Origin of the sequence: Planobispora longispora (assembly GCF_016863135.1) — a bacterium.
Lineage (GTDB): Bacteria > Actinomycetota > Actinomycetes > Streptosporangiales > Streptosporangiaceae > Planobispora > Planobispora longispora.
In genome coordinates, this window is the sequence record NZ_BOOH01000014.1 from 121477 (window position 1) to 137076 (window position 15600).

Here is a 15600-nt window from a genome sequence, read left to right on the forward strand (position 1 = left end):
CGATGCCGTGGGGCCGACGAAGGAGGTCCTACGGCGCCGATCGCCCCCAGCCGCAGCCTTACATCAACCACTCTCAGGCGATCGTGAGGCCTCAACCGTTCTGATCGCTCGTGCCCGACGTCTCGATGATGGTCTGATCGGCGGGGAGCAGGCGGGTCTGTCCGTCCGGCTCGGTGATGACCAGGATGGGCACGCCTTCGGCGACGCCGAGGCGCTTGCGCTCCGGTTCGGTGGGCATGCGGGCGGTCACCTGGGTGCCGGGGGTGACCTGGATGACGTCGGCCTCGGCTGCGTCGCGGACTCGGGAGCCGCGCAGCTCGGTCACGATCAGTCCTTCTCCCCTGAGGACGGCCATGGCGCGACGTACCGAATCGCGGGAGATGCCGAACTCTTCCACGTAGTCGCCTTCGGCGGGAAGTCGCTGCCCGGGGGTGAGCTTCCCTGCCTCGATGTCGGCCCGGATGAGGTCGGCAAGCTGCTTGTAGACCGGGCGGTCGGCGCTGGGGTCGATGGCGGCACGGCGGTCATTGGCCATGTCGATGAGGCTATGTAGCACTGTACGCACCCTCGATTGCGCGTGCATACGTATGTAGCTACATTCGTATAGAAGTGACTTCCTCTTGATCGGCTGGGCTTATGACGCTTCAGGAACTGGCCGCCCGCTACCCGGACTGGGTGATCTGGCGCGGTGCCACCGAGAACGGCCCGGGAAGCTGGTACGCCACCCGGCGCGGGACCTCCTTGAGTACCGCGCAGTTCAACGCCGGGATGGCACAGACGGTCAGCGGGGACAACGCCGCCGCACTGGGGGCCGGACTCCAGCGGCAATGCGAGATCGCTTGCGGCCTCATCGAGGATGAGAGGTGAGGTCGTGGACCTGGGCCACCTCGCCGAGAACTACCACGGCATCCACCCGGCCTCCCCGCAAGCCGGATATGAACGGTTGCTCTGGCGCGAGTGCGCTCCTCGGGCCGATCGGGTCCGGGTGCGCAACCACACCTGCGAGTGTCAGAACGTCGTCTATGAGCTGTGCCAGGCCGGCGGCCTGTCGTTCGTCCGGCGCATCTACCGCTCGGACGGCGTGATCGAGCACCAGACCACCTGGCTACGTGCTCCGGAAGCCGAGCGGCTGTGGACACGGATCCTGCTGGGGCAGGCACGGTGACCGACCGCCCCGGCCCCGTCGGCGCTCCGGAGGAGTGCGGGCATGCCGATGTCGAGTGGACCTATCAGCGCCCGTTGCCGGACGGAGCCCGCTGCCGCGGTTGCGGGACCTGGTGGCGGCTCGATCTGATCCCGCATCCGGTGGCGGCCCGGCTCAGTGGGGGCACTGCTCCGCGTGAGGTTGCCCGGCCGTGCGCAGGCGATCGTAGGCCGTCATGATCTCGCGTGCCGCCGCCTCCGGGGTCAAGCGGTCGGTGTGGAGGCGCAGGTGAAAGAACCCGGCGTCAGCGCCCGCCTCCAGGTCGGCGAGCGTCTCATCCCACGCGATCAGGCGCTTGGCTGTGTCGACGTCTCCCCGGGCGGTCGATCGCTGCTCGGTGATCTCGCGCGGCACCCACAGCAGCACGCGCAGCCACCCGTCCGGATCGCGGCCGACGAGCTGGCGCAGATCGCCGACGTTGCCCATGTGCACGACGGGCACGTAGCCGGCGGCCTGCCGGTCCTCGACCGTCTGGCGGTCGACGGCATAGACGTTGCCGTACCGGTGGGTCTCGACGATCAGGCGGCCCGCACGGCGCAACCGGTCGAGGTGCTCGGCCGAGACGAACTCATAGCCGTCCGTACGGCCGGTGCCGACCTTGAGCTTGGGCAGCAGCGTGAACCGCGCGTCCAGCCGGGCAAGAGCGGTGGTGATGGTGTCCTTGCCGCTGGCGGGCGGGCCGTACAGGACGATTCCTTGCACCGTCACGACAGAATCCGCTTGAGGGCTTCGCGGGTCTGGTCGGCGAGGCTGATGGCCGCGCCGAGCCGGTTGTCGACCGTGATGTGTGCGGTGGGCGGGCTGACGTCGACGGCCAGCCCGTCGACGTACCGGTCCCAGTTGTCCAGCTTCCACACATCCCGCGCGGCGCCCCGGAACTCGATGTACTCGCGCATGGACTCCGGATCGCAGCGGACCCAGATGGCGGCCACGTCGATGCCCTTGGCCGTGCACCGGTTCTCCAGGCGGGTGAACCACGCCGGGTCCTTCAGCTCGGCGATGAACGGCGCGGACAGGATGGTCGAGGTGCCGACGTTGAGGTTGTCCCACGCGGCCTCCATCAGGCACCGGTACTCCAGCGGGCGGACCTCTTTGAGGTACAGGTCGGTGTGCCGGTCGTTGGGATCGCCTCCCAGGGAGACGAGCAGCCGTTCGACGATGCACCGGGTGAGGGAGTCCTTGTCCAGGAACGCCCAGCCGGTGATGTCGGACAGGAAGCGGGAGAACTCGGTCTTGCCCGATCCGGCGTACCCGCCGACCAGGACGAGGATGGGCTTGGGGCTGCCTCCTCCGTGGCGTCGCCTCCAGGCGTCGACGACCCGGTTGCGCAGCAGGGCCTGCGGGGAGTTGCCGGGTTCGATGCCGCCGATGGAGACCTTGGTGAACGCCTCCTCGATGACCTGGGCGGCGGCGTTGTCGGCTGCGGGGTCGGCGGGAGGGGGTAAATCGGAAATCATAATTTCCGCTTTCTGCGTTTCACTGGGCAAAGGAGGACGAAAGCCAAGTTCGGGCTCAGTGGCCTGGTAAAGCAGACAGTAAGCGCGGCGATAGTGCGGACCCGGATAGACCGTTCCCTGTTCGTGGCCCCACAGGGTCTGGAAGTTGGCCGCCGGGACGCTCAGGCCGTGGCGGATGGCCGCCTGGCGGAGCCGTTCCCCTGCGGCCTCCAGGGTCAGGCCGTGGGCTTCGCGGTGTTCCCGCAGGCGGGAAGGGGTCCAGCCGGGGCGCTGGGTCGTCTTCATTGCATACCTTCGCCTTCACGCTTCGGGGATCGTGCGCGGTGGGGTCGTGCATGTGAAAACGCTTGTGTAAAAGCTCGTTGAGCCAGACTGAAGAAGCTTAACTAGATTCGCGTGATACCGGAAACCTCCAGCTCACGGTGAACTTGAGCCATCTCGACAGGCGAAACGAACCGCAAGAGCACAGGAGATGACCATGAAGCCGGACATTCAGCGAATCGCATGGGAACTGGCTGCGATCCGGGCAGAGCTGGACGAGTTGGCGTGCCGGATCGGGGAGATCAGTTCCGCTCTGGAAACACTGCCGACTCCAGAACGGCAAGCCGATCCCCGAGATCCTTGATGCTCTGGCGCATCTGGGCGAGCTGTTCCAGGATCTGGCCGGCCTCGCCGGACGGCGACGGCTCGGCGGGAGCGGCGGGGGCCTGGCTGACGAACACGCCCTTGCCCTGCTGGCCGATGACCAGGCCCTGGGTCCGGAGGACGCTGATGGCGGCCTTGACCACGCTGGCGGAGACATCGAAGCGCTCGCAGAGCTGCGCGATGGAGGGCAGTGCGGTGCCGGGCGCGAGTGAGCCGGTGCGGATCTGCTCGCTCAGTTCGTCGACGATCTGTAAGTAGGCCGGTCGGCCGCTCTTCTCCACCATCGGGACTCGCCTCGTCCGCACTCGTTCGTACTCGTCTGCGCTCGTTTCCCCTCCAGTTCAGCACACCCCCGCGAAGAAACCAACCAAGAAGTCGAGGTACTCATTGACAGCTTAGAATTCCATGTGTTCTATGAGTTCCAAGAGTTCCGACGAACAAAGGAAACGATCATGCGTACCATCCCCATCCCCGTAGACGTCACCAAGCTCAACATCACCTGCGTCAAGCCGCCCAAGCCGCGCCTGGCCAACAAGGAGACCGGCGAGGTCAAGCGCGACAGGGACGGCAACGTCATGTACGAGCTGACCCTGTTGATCGAGGACGAGTTCAACCGCATGGAGCTCGTCAAGGTCAGCACCTCGCCCGAACCGTCCGTGATCGCCGGGGAGGAGGTCGTCCCGATCGGCCTCGTCGGCTACGTCTGGGAGCAGAACGGCCGGTGGGGCATCTCCTACCGCGCCCAGTCCTTCGCCCCGGCCGCCGCGGCCAGAACGGGGGCGGAGCGATGATCGACGTCAGTCACCCCCTGGTCAAGGTCCTGGCCGTCCTGCTCCTGCTGATCATCTGGCGACGCTGGGCACCGGTCTCGTACTGGTACCTGTTCGTCTTCCCGCGCAAAGTGCTCTGGCTGCGCTGGACCTGGCGGCACGTGGCCTCCGGCTGCGGACTGACCAAGAAGCGGCAGCGCTGGTGGTTCACCACCGTCCCCGGCCTGGTCGCCTCGACCGGCGTCGTCCGCGTCAAGCGCCGTTTCCAGCGGGTCGAGGTCGACACCAAGCCCTGGATGGGCCTGCCCCGGCCCACCCCCAACGGCTTCCGCATCACCTTCCACCTGTTGGACGGGCAGATCCCCGAGGACTACGTCAAGGTGTGCGAGCGGCTGGCGCACGCCTGGCGGATCGAGGCGGTGCGCGTGGTGGGCTCCCGGCCCGGCCGCGTCACCCTCCAGGGCATCACCGCCGACCCGCTCACCCACGTCGCGCCCGCCGTCGCTCCGGTTGAGCCGCCCGGCGGCTGGCGGGCCGACGATCTGCTCCGGCCGGTCGTTGGGGTGCTGGAGACCGGTGCGCCCTGGCGGATGGACTTCCGGCTCATCCCGCACTGGATGAACGCGGGCGCCACCCAGTCGGGCAAGTCCAACCTGATCAACGCGCTCCTCGTCGGCCTGGCCCCGCAACCGGTCGCCCTGGTCGGCTTCGACCTCAAGGGCGGCATGGAGCTGTCGGCCTACGAAGCCCGGCTGTCGGCGCTGGCCACCACCCGCGCCGAATGCGTCGAGCTGCTCAGCGACCTGATCGCCGTCATGGGCGCGCGCATGCTCGCCTGTCGCCGCTACGGGGTGCGCGACATCTGGCAACTGCCGGACACCCTGCGCCCCATCCCGGTGGTGATCCTGGTCGACGAGCTGGCCGAGCTGTTCCTGACCGCCGACAAGGCCGAAAAGGACCAGGTCACCCGTACGGCTACCGCGCTGCTGCGCATCGCCCAGCTCGGCCGTGCCCTCGGCATCCACCTGGTGCTGTCGGGTCAGCGCATCGGCTCCGACCTCGGCCCCGGCGTGACCGCGCTGCGCGCCCAGATCGGCGGACGGGTCTGCCACCGGGTCAACGATCCCGAGACCGCGGTGATGACCCTGGGCGACCTCGACCCCGAAGCGCTGGTCGCCGCACGCTCCATCGCGCCGGAACTGCCCGGCGTGGCCGTGGTCACCGGCTCCGATGGCCGATGGTCGCGGGCGCGCTCCGGCTACGTCTCCACCGACGCCGCCAAGCGGGCCGCCGAAGCCTACGCCGACGTGACCCCCTCGTGGGCTCAGGTCGCCGCCTCCGGCCTGGGCCACGAGCTGCCCGGCACCGACACCCCCGAACTCGCCGCCTGATCGCTGACCGATGGAAGGGAGGAACCCGCGATGACCGCGAACGCGCCCGGCCTGGCCGTACGGCTCGCCGACTCCGCTCCCGTGGTGATCCTCGCCCTGATCGCCGGGGCGGGCAGTTTCACCCACATCCGCGACACCGCCACCGAGCACGGACAGGGCGGCTGGATGGCGTGGGCGGTGGCGGTCTGCGTCGATCTGACGTGCGTCATGGCCGCGCGGGAGCGCCAGCGCGACCGCAAGACCGGCCGCCGGCGGGCCGGATGGGTCTCCTGGCCCACGCTCGTCCTGGTCGGCGGGATCGTCCTGTCCCTGGCGGCGAACCTGGCCCAGGCCGAGCCGTCCGCCTGGGGGTGGATCTGCGCGGCGACACCCGCGGGGGCGTTCCTGATCGCGGTCTCCATGCTGGAACGCCGTGCCTCGGCTGCTCCTCCCGCTGAACCGTCCCCGGCCTCCGCACCCGTGCCCGTGGCGCAGGCCGTACACCCTGCCCCGGCCGCGCCCGCCGAACTGGCTCCGCCGTCCGGCGTGGCCGTACCCGGCAGAACCGAGACCGGCCCGGCCGCCGCGCTGGTCGACTTCGCCCGGCGCGTCGCCGACGAACATCACGCCAAGCACGGCCGCCCGATCACCCCGGACGCCCTGCGCACCCGGCTCGGGGTCTCGGCCCAACTCGCCTCCGACCTGTTGCGCGCCCTGCGCGACAGTCCCGAACCCGCCTGAAGAGAAAGGGAACCGCCATGAAGATCCGCATCGACGGCACCCGCGCCGAAGTCGTCCACGCCGTCAACAAGATCCGGAGAATCCTGCCGATCGGCTCGGTCTCGCCCGTCCGGCCGCTGCCACATCGGCCATACACCTGGCGCGTGTACCTCGATACCGCGCCCAAGAGGGACGGAGGGGGGTGGATCACATGACCGAGCACCCGGACGACCGCGCCCCGCTCGTCGACCTGGCTCCCCAGCGCTGGCAGTGCTGCCACTGCGGCGGGACCGGCGTCGACAGCTACGCGGAGACCTGCCCGCACTGCGGGGGCCTCGGCTTCTGCTGAGGCGCTCAGCGCCCCCGGCGTGACCACACATCCGCCAAGACGTTCGTCACGCCGGGGGCCATCCCATGCCGAACCCATCAGCCCGGAAGGGACTGCCCCATCATGCCAAGCCCACACGCAGCAGCCGAGATAATCTCTCGGCTCAACGATCCCCACTACGCCCGCTGGGCTTCTCAGATCCGCCGGACCGGCGGCTGCCGACAGCCCATCCACCTGCGCGGCCACGTCGAGCACATCGACCCGGCCACGGGCGCGCTGCTGCACCGCTACAGCACCCGCACCGAGCCGGACGGCGTCCTGCGGGTGCCGTGCAAGACCCGCCGGGCCTCGCGCTGCCCGGCCTGCGCCGAGATCTACCGGGCCGACACCTACCAGCTCATCCGCGCGGGCCTGGTCGGGGGCAAGGGCGTCCCGGAGACGGTGACCGCCCACCCGTGCCTGTTCGTCACCCTGACCGCGCCGTCCTTCGGCACCGTCCACGCCCGGCGGGAGAAGAACGGCACGGTCCTGCCCTGCCACCCCCGACGCGATGCGGCCACCTGCCCGCACGGGCGGGTCATGTCCTGTACGGCTCGGCACGGGGCCGACGAGATGTGTCTCGGTGAGCCGCTGTGTCCGGACTGCTACGACTACGCGGGCTCGGTGCTGTTCAACGCCCTGGCCCCGGAGCTGTGGCGGCGCTTCACCGAGGCCCTGCGCCGACGCCTGGCCAAGCTGGCCGGTCTGACGCTGCGAGAGCTGCGGGAACAGGCCGTGGTCTCCTTCGCCAAGGTCGCCGAGTACCAGCGGCGCGGCGTCGTCCACTTCCACGCCGTCATCCGCCTCGACGGCCCCGACAGACCGGCCTCCCCGCCTCCGGCCTGGGCGAGTGCTGAGGCGCTGGCGGACGCCGTACGGCATGCCGCCTCCGCCGTGGCGGTCACCTCCCCGGCGGCCGGTGAGGAACCCGCCCGGGTGCTGCGCTGGGGCACTCAGCTCGACATCCGGCCCATCACCCTGGACGGGGAGCTCACCGATCAGGCGGTGGCCGGCTACATCGCCAAGTACGCCACCAAGGCCGCCGAATGCGTCGGCACCCTGGACCGGCGCGTGAGCCCGTTGGATGACCTGGACGCGCTTCCGCTGCGCGAGCACGCCCGGCGGCTGATCGCCGAGTGCCTGCGGCTCGGGGGCCTGGAGGAGATGGCCGATCTCCGGCTGATCCCGTGGGCGCACATGCTCGGCTTCCGCGGCCACTTCTCCACCAAGTCGCGCCGCTACTCCACCACGCTCGGCGCGCTGCGGGAGGCGCGGGCCGATCACATGCGCGCCGGAGCGGTCAGCACCGGGCGGCTTCCGCTCTTCGAGGAGGACACCGTCCTCGTGATCTCCGAATGGGAGTACGCGGGCAAGGGCTACTCAGCCGGTGACGCGATCCTCGCCGCCGCGCTGACCGGTAGCCGTCTTCTGGACTCGGGAGGTGGCTATGAGTAGTCCCAAGCTGCTCACCGTCCCCCAAGCCATGGCCGCCCTCCAGGTCAGCCGGTGGACCCTCTACCAGCTCATCCGTTCCGGTGAACTCGGCTCCGTCCTGGTCAGCGAACGATGCCGCCGTATTCCGGAATCCGCGCTCAGCGACTACGTGACCCGGCTCTACGAGGAGGTGGCCTGATGGGCAGGCGCGCAAACGGAGAGGGCTCAGTCTTCCCCTACAAGGACAGCTGGGCGGGCTATGTCTGGGTCACCACGCCGGAGGGCACGAAGACCCGCAAGTGGGTCTACGGCAAGACTCGGGAGGAGACCCACGAAAAGTGGCTCAAGCTCCACGAGCAGGCCAGCAAGGGACCGGTGCCGACCAAGCACCCTATGGTCGCCGCCTACCTGACGCGCTGGCTCGCCGAGGTGATCGAACCCAACCGAGAGCCGACGACATACGTCGCCTATGAGCCTCTCGTCCGGCTCTACATCATCCCTGGCTTGGGCAAGAAGCGGCTCGACAAGCTGACGGTTCGCGACGTTCAGACGTGGCTGAACAAGCTGGTCACGCTCTGTACCTGCTGTGATCAGAAAAAGGATCATAGGCGGCCGGAGGGCAAGCGGAAGTGCTGCGCCCTCGGGAAGTGCTGCAAGAGCTACCCGTCCCGGAGCACGATTGCGGGCATCCGTCGCGTCCTGCGCTCGGCGCTCGGCAACGCCGTACGGGAAGAGCTGATCTCCAAGAACGTCGCTGCGCTGGCGACCCTGCCCAGTGCGAGCAAGACCAAGAAGAAGCGGAAGCGCTCGGTGTGGGGCGTCGATGAGGCGCGAAAGTTCCTTGAGCATCTGCGGGCGGTAGACGATCCGCTCTATGCCGCCTATGCACTGATCCTCGTGATCGGCCTGCGGCGGGGCGAGGTGCTTGGGCTTGTCTGGGACGGCGTCGACCTCGGTGGGGAGCAACTGTGGATCTCCCATCAGCTCAACCGGGTCGGCGGCCGGCTCCTCCACCGGGAGACGACCAAGACCGACGATTCCACGAACTCACTTCCGCTCCCCGGTCTGTGTGTGACCGCGCTCAAGCACCGCCAACGGACGCAGGAGGACGCCCGTAAGGCGGCCGAGGAGAAGTGGAAGGATTCCGATCTCGTCTTCACCACACGGAACGGCACGCCGGTTGAACCGCGCAACTTCAACCGGGCCTTTGAGGCTCACTGCCGGAAGGCGGGTCTGCCCGTCATCCGCGTCCACGACACCCGGCACACCTGCGCCTCACTCCTGGCTGCGCTCGATGTCCACCCTCGCGTCGCGATGCGCATCCTGCGGCATTCGCAGATCTCGATGACCATGGACGTCTACACGCAGATTCCATCACCGGAGACGCGCAAGGCGCTCGACCGGCTTAATCGGAGCCTCGGCGATCCGAGCGAATCCTAACTCACCACCCCTTCCTATAAGGCCCTTTGGGATTGCCCCAAAGGGCCTTATAGCACGTACAAGCATCTTTCTTGTAACCGAGAAGATACACCCACCTGGCGGTTGAGAGAATTTTGCCATTCATTTTTTGTGATTTAAAGGAATGAGGTCTCGGGTGAGCCGTTCAGTTAATTTACGTACCGGACGTAACGGAGGACGAATGACGCACCCAGGGAGCTGCGAGCGCGCCAAGGGACATCACTGCGCATGTTCCATCTGCGGTGGGGCGCAGCATGGCTGGACCTATGGCCTCATGCTTGCTCGCGACCCCTCTCCCGTTGCCCGCCAAGAGGCGAGAGACCGCAACGATTCTGACTGGGCTAAAACCCCACCTCCGATAGGGAGACGAGGGCCGTCCAAGCGCAGAAAGGAGATCGCCACCGATAGCGCCACCATTGACCTCGTTGACTGGCTATCTAAAAACCCGAGCACCATCAAACACATCCAGGAAGTCGGGGATATCCTTTCTGGGCCTGTAATCGAAGAGCTAGACAAGAGATTCGGCGGCAGTACGCCACGAGAGACCAGAAGACGCCTCACCAATCACTTCTGGTGCGACCTCCTCGCGGCTCTGGCCGAAGCCATCGGGAAGTTCTCGAAAGCCATGGACCAAATACCAGAGCACGTAACGACAGCCATCATGCAGTCCAGAAAGGCCGAGCGTCGCAGCGCCCTCCTCGAAGGGCTGGTGACTTTAGCCGTACGGACAGCGTGGGAACCCATCAAGAGCATGATCCGCACTACTGGGATCGAAGAGCTTCAACGGACGTGCCGGATCCTCGCCGTCCTGATCTGCCCGGCACCGGAGAATCACAAGGCGGTCCAGGACGGCGCGCTTCTCCCCTTGGCGAAGGAAGGGATGCTGGAGATCAGCAGAGAGCGGCTTGCACAGGTCTTCCCTGAAGACTGGGTTCGCCGCCTTCGGGATGACCTCGGCGGCGCCTGAGCAAGTCACCGGCGTCCGGGCCTGGAGGCTAGGTCACGGGTCCACTGCTGCTCGTCAGAGCACGTTGCTGTATTTCACTGCTGTACGGGAGATCAAAAAGGCCCATCCCGATGATCGGAATGGGCCTTTGAGCTGCTGCGCGGCCGAGAGGACTCGAACCCCTAACCTTCTGATCCGTAGTCAGATGCTCTATCCATTGAGCTACGGCCGCTTGCCTGTCGCTCACACCTGCGGTGATCGGCGACAGGAAGAACTCTATCAGACCCGACATGGGTGCTTGAGCCAATAACGGCTCCCCGGTCGCGCCCAGGCGTGGCCCGGAGTGTGCGTCCTCCGGCCCCGCCGGGGCAAAGGGGAGCCGGTGTGATGCTGGTCTCGGCATGACCCCGGGCGGATGGGCCGCACCGTACGGCGGCCCGCGGGGTGGCGTACCGAGACGGAGGTCAGGTTCCGGAGTCGCTGGTGACCTTCTTCGGGAAGAAGGTGTAGCTCACCGGCCAGATGGCGGCGATCAGCGGGACCCTCAGCAGGTCCCTCATGAACTGGGGCAGGGCCTCCGTCCTGGACGGGTCGCCGACCAGCCAGATCAGCCCGAACAGCAGGCCGCACGCGATGCCGTACGCGATGACGATCCTGGCCCACACGCCCCACTCGTAGCGCGCCCTGGCCATGCCGCCCGCCGGGGGCTTCCATGGCGCGGGGCCTCCGGCGAAGCGGTGGGCGAACTTCGCGTCGGCCCAGCGGATCGTACGGTGGCCGAACACGATGGAGTAGGCGAGATACGCGGCGGCCAGGCCGTGGTGCCAGCCGGCCACGGCGCCGTTCCGCATGTCGATCACCGAGGCGGCCAGGAGGATCAGGTCGAGCAGCGGCACCGCGAGGAGCAGCGCCGTGCTGAGGCGTCGTTTTCCCCACAGGTAGCGGAAGGCCAGGCCGAGGGCGAGGAGGACCCAGAACCCGATCTCGCAGCCGATGATGATCGCAAGAATCATATGACCATGCTCATCGAACGCCTGGTCCGGGACAACGTTCACGCTGATGAACCGGCGTACATCCTTGTATGTACGGCAGGCCAGACTGAGGCGGGATGAAACAGGGTGCTCAGAGGTGGTGGGATGGGGGACATGGGATGGACCGCGCGGGTCGGACCCCTGGAGTCGTTCGAGACGATGGTGGACCGGATGAGGCGGAAGGACCTGTTGTGGGCGACGGCGTCCTTCGCCGTCGGTCTCATCCTGATCGCCGCGAACGCCTACATCTCGCGGGCGACGCCCGCCTACCTGCTCATCGGCCCGCTGCTGATCACATGCCTGGGGGTCGCGGTACGGCGGAGCCGGCCGATCCTCTGCCTGGTGTTCGGAGTCGTGGCGATGATCGGCGATTTCGCGCTGGGCCCGTCCCTGGGCACCATCCTGATCATCACTGACAACAGCTACGCGGCCGTCAGGTACGGCCCGCGCCCGCTGGGCCGGTGGATGCTCGCCGTCACCTCGGTCGTCGCCGTGGTCGGCGGCGCGGTGGCCGGGTTCGTCTCCAGGGATCTGGCGACCTTCGCCGTCGCGCTGGTGCAGGCGGGCCTCGTCGGCGTCACTCCGGTCCTGACCGCGCTGTTCATGCGGCAGCTGGAGGACCAGGCGGTGGCCGAGCGGGTCCGGGCCGAGCAGGTGGCGCGCCTGGCCGAGCTGGACCGGAAGACGGCGGTGCAGGCCGAGCGCACCCGGATGGCCCGGGAGCTGCACGACATGATCGCCAACCACTTCAGCGCGATCGCCATCCAGTCCACGGCCGTGCTGTCACGCAAGGACCTGGACGGGGCGGCCGTACGGCGGGTGCTGGAGTCCGTCCGGGAGAACAGCCTCCAGGGGATGACGGAGATGCGCTCGATGATCGGGTTGCTGCGGCAGGACGGCGAGGAGGCCGAGGCGGTCCGGCTGCGGCTGGCCGAGGCGGAGGTGCTGGCGGAGCGGGCGCGCGAGGCGGGGCTGGAGGTGCGGTTCCGCGTGGACGGCGAGGCCCGGGACCTGCCCGCCCCGGTGGATCTCGCCGGATACCGGATTCTCCAGGAGGCGCTGACCAACGCGCTCAAACACGGCGGCAAGGAGGCGGACATGGTGGTCGGCTACCGGCCGGACGAGGTCGTGCTGACCGTCGGCAACCCCGTCGACGGGGTACGGCCCGGCCTTCCCGGCGCCGGTGTGGGCATCATCGGGATGCGGGAGCGGGCCACGCTCGTCGGCGGGATCGTCGAGAGCGGACCGCACGACGAGGGCTGGCGCGTGCGCGCCGTGCTTCCCACCTCCGTGCTTCCCACCTCCGCGCTTCCCACCGGCACCCCGCCCGCCGACACTCCCGCCCCCCTCACGTCCCCCGCCGACGCCCCGCCCGCCGGCACTCCGACCCCCCTCACGTCCCCCGCCGACACCTCGCCGGACGACCCGCCCGCCGCCACCGCGCCCCCTGCCGACATTCCCCCCGCCACCGCGCTTCGCGCCGGCGAGGCATCGTGAGCATCCGTGTCCTCGTGGCGGACGACCATGCCGCGGTCCGGGCCGGGATCGTCCTCATCCTCGGCGGCCACGACGACATCGAGGTCGTCGGCGAGGCCGCGGACGGCGAGGAGGCCGTCGCCATGGCCGTGCGCGAGCGGCCCGACGTGGTGCTGATGGACATCCGGATGCCGAAGCTGGACGGGATCTCGGCGACGCGCGAGCTGAGCGGGATCGCCGACGTGCTGATCCTGACCACTTTCGACCTCGACGAGTACGTGTTCGGGGCGCTGCGCGCCGGGGCGGCCGGGTTCCTGCTCAAGAACACCGACGCCGACGCGCTGGTGGAGGCCGTCCGGGTGGTGGCCCGGGGCGACGGTCTCATCTCGCCCTCGGTGACCCGGCGGCTGATCTCGGCCTTCGGCTCGGCCGTACCGCAGCGGCGCCCGCGCGAGGTCGAGAACCTGACCCCGCGCGAGCGCGAGGTGCTGGAGTGCATCGGCCGCGGCCTGTCGAACGCGCAGATCGCCCGCGAGCTGGACATGGCGGAGGCGACCACGAAGACCCACGTCAGCCGGTTGCTGAACAAGCTGGGCCTGCGCAGCCGCGTCCAGGCCGCCATCCTCGCCCAGGAGCTCTCCGCCGGGGCGGGGGACGACGGCCGCCCCGCATCCCGGTGAGATCCGGACCGCTCCTGGTGAGAGCCGGACCGGGGCGGGGCAGACCGGGCGGATCAGGTGGCGGGGACGTAGAGGGAGAGCGTCTCGGCCACGCAGGCGGGCTTGTCCTTGCCCTCGACCTCGACGGTCATCCGCAGCTTCGACAGGTAGCCCGAGGGCGTGCCCTTCAGGTCCACGAGCTCGCCCCGAGCCCGGACCCGCGCGCCGACCGGGACCGGAGTGGGGAAGCGGACCTTGTCGAGCCCGTAGTTGATGCCCATGGCCAGGCCGTCCACCCGGACCAGCTCCATCATGAACGAGGGCAGCAGCGACAGGCTCAGGTAGCCGTGGGCGATGGTCCCGCCGAAGGGGCCCTTGGCGGCGGCCTCGACGTCGACGTGGATCCACTGGTGGTCGCCGGTGGCGTCGGCGAACAGGTTGACCTGTTCCTGGGTCACGGTCCGCCACTCGGTGGGACCGAAGCTCTCGCCGACGGCGGCCTTGAGCTCCTGGACGTTCGCGAAGATCCTCATATCTGGAACTTTATTCCGTTCTGGGGATGGCGAGAAGGTTCACGACGGTGAATTCCCTCCCACCGCCCTCCGGCATCGTCGCGCAGTTCTTGATCTTTCCCGTGGGAGTGGGGGACCCCGAGGGGAAGGGGGCGAGAGCGGTCCTGGCCTCGACCATCGTGCACTTCTCCACCGTCCTCTGGTCCTCGTCCCAGTAGATGATCGAGGTGGGTGAGGAGGAGGTGCCGCGGCCGTAGCCTCCGCCCTTCGGGTCGGACCTGCCGGCTCCGGCCAGCGTGCCGGTGACCGGGTCGTACAGCGCGATCAGGGGAACGGAGTGATCCTCGATCTCCTCGCCCCGCTCGTCCCGGCCCACCACGGAGGAGACGTGGAACACCCCGATGTCCCGGGCGAGGACGATGTTCCCGCCGAGGGCGCTCAGGCCGGGCAGGGTCCTGTGCCGTGAGCCGTCCGCCCGCTGCACGACGGCCTGATTGTCCTCGCTGTCCCCCGATCCGTAGCACCATTCCAGGCCGCACTGGAACGTCGTCAGCCCGTCCGGGGTCTTGACCTCGACGACCTGCATCGTCTCCAGATTCACCAGCTTGGTCTGCTTCTTCCCGAAATCACGCTCACCGACGTCGGCGGCCCACGGCCAGGACAGCAGGTGCAGCCCGTCCGTGCCCTCGATCCGCTCCGGAGTCCCGCCGGCCAGCGGCATGCGGTAGACCCCGCCCCCGCTCACCGACCAGACGACCGAATCCGCGGTGACCCCGACCGCCTCCACCTCGGCCTGCTCCCCGGTGACCTCGCCGACCTGCCGCGCCGTACCGCCCGACCGGGGCACGACCCAGAAGTCGGCCCACCTGTCATCGTCGTTGGGGGTCGTGCCGTACCACACGAGGTGCTCGGCCCCCACGTCGACGCTCTGCGTGAAGTACCCCTTCACTCCCTCGGGGCCGGGCGTCTCGGCCAGCACGGTACGGCTCCCGCTCGCCGTGTCGTAGATCTCCAACCGGCCCGACTTCTCGAAGGACGACTCGGCGGACAGCAGCAGCTCCGTGGCGCTCAGCGCGGTGATCGGCCGGTACTTCCAGCCGTCCGCCGACTTCGCCGGGATCTTCGACACCGCCGCAGGCCAGACCTCGGCCACCGGACGGATCGAAGCGCCCGGAGCCCTGACCGCGGACGGCGACGGCGTGGGCTTCCGCGTGGACGACGCGGACTTCTCGGGTGTCGCGGTCGCGGTCGCGGTGGCGTCGGCGAGGATCGGGCCCTCCCCGCCCCCGTGGGGGAAGACCCCCCTCGCCACCGCCGTGCCGCCGCCGACCACCGCGATCACCGCGGCGACCGCGAGGACCGACTGCACCCGCCTGCGTGCGCGCCGCGCGCGGCGCCGCTCCACCGCGCCGAGCAGGCTCCCCACCGGCTCGGGCGCGGCGTCCGCCGCGCTCATGAGCGTGCGGACGAGATCCGCCTCGCTCCTGTCGTTCACCGGCCCCGGCTCGCCCCACGCACCATCCGCCGGTCCCGGCACATCCCGGTCCCCGT

20 protein-coding genes and 1 tRNA gene are annotated in these 15600 nt (G+C 68.8%); 13 read left to right on the plus strand and 8 right to left on the minus strand.

From position 1 onward, the window contains the following. Window positions 1-91 precede the first annotated feature (91 nt). Complete coding sequence (locus Plo01_RS07745) at window positions 92-535, minus strand: GntR family transcriptional regulator (protein ID WP_203889831.1); 444 nt, start codon at window positions 533-535, stop codon at window positions 92-94. Between the two features lie 101 nt (window positions 536-636). Between Plo01_RS07745 and Plo01_RS07750 the strand changes: the two genes are divergently transcribed. Beyond that, entirely contained in the window at window positions 637-867 is a 231-nt protein-coding gene (locus Plo01_RS07750; RefSeq protein ID WP_203889832.1) for a hypothetical protein, read from the plus strand. Window positions 868-871: 4 nt separating this feature from the next. Next, window positions 872-1165 carry a hypothetical protein gene (locus Plo01_RS07755; protein WP_239316003.1) on the plus strand — a complete coding sequence of 98 codons (294 nt, stop codon included), beginning with the start codon at window positions 872-874 and terminating at the stop codon, window positions 1163-1165. Between the two features lie 153 nt (window positions 1166-1318). Here Plo01_RS07755 and Plo01_RS07760 read toward each other — a convergent pair whose 3' ends face one another. The 3 genes from Plo01_RS07760 to Plo01_RS07770 all read right to left on the minus strand — a co-directional run bounded on the left by Plo01_RS07760 (window position 1319) and on the right by Plo01_RS07770 (window position 3590). After that, on the minus strand, window positions 1319-1912 hold the full coding sequence (locus tag Plo01_RS07760; RefSeq protein ID WP_203889834.1) for an ATP-binding protein: 594 nt from the start codon (window positions 1910-1912) through the stop codon (window positions 1319-1321). Then, window positions 1909-2661 (minus strand): P-loop nucleotide/nucleoside kinase family protein, encoded by a 753-nt coding sequence (locus Plo01_RS07765; RefSeq protein WP_239316004.1) that lies wholly within the window; start codon window positions 2659-2661, stop codon window positions 1909-1911. The genes Plo01_RS07760 and Plo01_RS07765 overlap by 4 nt, the downstream gene beginning before the upstream one ends. Window positions 2662-3224: 563 nt before the next feature. Continuing rightward, on the minus strand, window positions 3225-3590 hold the full coding sequence (locus tag Plo01_RS07770; protein ID WP_203889836.1) for a winged helix-turn-helix domain-containing protein: 366 nt from the start codon (window positions 3588-3590) through the stop codon (window positions 3225-3227). 168 nt (window positions 3591-3758) lie between these two features. Here Plo01_RS07770 and Plo01_RS07775 point away from each other — a divergent pair, with 168 nt between their 5' ends. The 9 genes from Plo01_RS07775 to Plo01_RS07815 all read left to right on the plus strand — a co-directional run bounded on the left by Plo01_RS07775 (window position 3759) and on the right by Plo01_RS07815 (window position 10392). After that, entirely contained in the window at window positions 3759-4097 is a 339-nt protein-coding gene (locus tag Plo01_RS07775; RefSeq protein WP_203889837.1) for an SCO3933 family regulatory protein, read from the plus strand. After that, window positions 4094-5467: an FtsK/SpoIIIE domain-containing protein gene (locus tag Plo01_RS07780; RefSeq protein ID WP_203889838.1), complete on the plus strand. Its 1374-nt coding sequence runs from the start codon at window positions 4094-4096 to the stop codon at window positions 5465-5467. Before Plo01_RS07775 ends, Plo01_RS07780 begins: the two co-directional genes overlap by 4 nt. Window positions 5468-5497: 30 nt before the next feature. Beyond that, window positions 5498-6187 (plus strand): DUF2637 domain-containing protein, encoded by a 690-nt coding sequence (locus Plo01_RS07785; RefSeq protein ID WP_203889839.1) that lies wholly within the window; start codon window positions 5498-5500, stop codon window positions 6185-6187. A 17-nt stretch (window positions 6188-6204) separates the two neighbouring features. Beyond that, complete coding sequence (locus Plo01_RS07790) at window positions 6205-6381, plus strand: hypothetical protein (RefSeq protein WP_203889840.1); 177 nt, start codon at window positions 6205-6207, stop codon at window positions 6379-6381. Then, the gene (locus tag Plo01_RS07795; RefSeq protein WP_203889841.1) at window positions 6378-6515 is read left to right on the plus strand and encodes a hypothetical protein; all 138 of its coding nucleotides are present in this window, start codon (window positions 6378-6380) and stop codon (window positions 6513-6515) included. Before Plo01_RS07790 ends, Plo01_RS07795 begins: the two co-directional genes overlap by 4 nt. A gap of 102 nt (window positions 6516-6617) precedes the next feature. Then, window positions 6618-7988, plus strand: coding sequence for a replication initiator (locus tag Plo01_RS07800; protein ID WP_203889842.1), 1371 nt, complete (start codon window positions 6618-6620; stop codon window positions 7986-7988). After that, window positions 7981-8166: a helix-turn-helix domain-containing protein gene (locus tag Plo01_RS07805; protein ID WP_203889843.1), complete on the plus strand. Its 186-nt coding sequence runs from the start codon at window positions 7981-7983 to the stop codon at window positions 8164-8166. Before Plo01_RS07800 ends, Plo01_RS07805 begins: the two co-directional genes overlap by 8 nt. Beyond that, on the plus strand, window positions 8166-9407 hold the full coding sequence (locus Plo01_RS07810) for a site-specific integrase (RefSeq protein ID WP_203889844.1): 1242 nt from the start codon (window positions 8166-8168) through the stop codon (window positions 9405-9407). Before Plo01_RS07805 ends, Plo01_RS07810 begins: the two co-directional genes overlap by 1 nt. Before the next feature lie 292 nt (window positions 9408-9699). Then, window positions 9700-10392 (plus strand): hypothetical protein, encoded by a 693-nt coding sequence (locus Plo01_RS07815; RefSeq protein ID WP_203889845.1) that lies wholly within the window; start codon window positions 9700-9702, stop codon window positions 10390-10392. A gap of 138 nt (window positions 10393-10530) precedes the next feature. Here Plo01_RS07815 and Plo01_RS07820 read toward each other — a convergent pair. Together Plo01_RS07820 and Plo01_RS07825 are read right to left on the minus strand one after the other, a co-directional pair. Further along, window positions 10531-10603: transfer RNA gene (locus tag Plo01_RS07820), tRNA-Arg, on the minus strand. A 232-nt stretch (window positions 10604-10835) separates the two neighbouring features. After that, window positions 10836-11384 (minus strand): hypothetical protein, encoded by a 549-nt coding sequence (locus Plo01_RS07825; RefSeq protein WP_203889846.1) that lies wholly within the window; start codon window positions 11382-11384, stop codon window positions 10836-10838. 123 nt (window positions 11385-11507) lie between these two features. Here Plo01_RS07825 and Plo01_RS07830 point away from each other — a divergent pair, with 123 nt between their 5' ends. Both Plo01_RS07830 and Plo01_RS07835 read left to right on the plus strand, forming a co-directional pair. Then, on the plus strand, window positions 11508-12899 hold the full coding sequence (locus Plo01_RS07830; RefSeq protein ID WP_239316005.1) for a sensor histidine kinase: 1392 nt from the start codon (window positions 11508-11510) through the stop codon (window positions 12897-12899). After that, window positions 12896-13558 carry a response regulator gene (locus Plo01_RS07835; protein WP_203889847.1) on the plus strand — a complete coding sequence of 221 codons (663 nt, stop codon included), beginning with the start codon at window positions 12896-12898 and terminating at the stop codon, window positions 13556-13558. The genes Plo01_RS07830 and Plo01_RS07835 overlap by 4 nt, the downstream gene beginning before the upstream one ends. Window positions 13559-13611: 53 nt before the next feature. Here the strand turns inward: Plo01_RS07835 and Plo01_RS07840 are convergent, their stop codons facing one another. After that, window positions 13612-14070, minus strand: a complete 459-nt coding sequence (locus Plo01_RS07840; RefSeq protein WP_203889848.1) for a MaoC family dehydratase — start codon at window positions 14068-14070, stop codon at window positions 13612-13614. A gap of 10 nt (window positions 14071-14080) precedes the next feature. Next, complete coding sequence (locus Plo01_RS07845; RefSeq protein WP_203889849.1) at window positions 14081-15544, minus strand: TolB-like translocation protein; 1464 nt, start codon at window positions 15542-15544, stop codon at window positions 14081-14083. Between the last annotated feature and the right edge of the window lie 56 nt (window positions 15545-15600).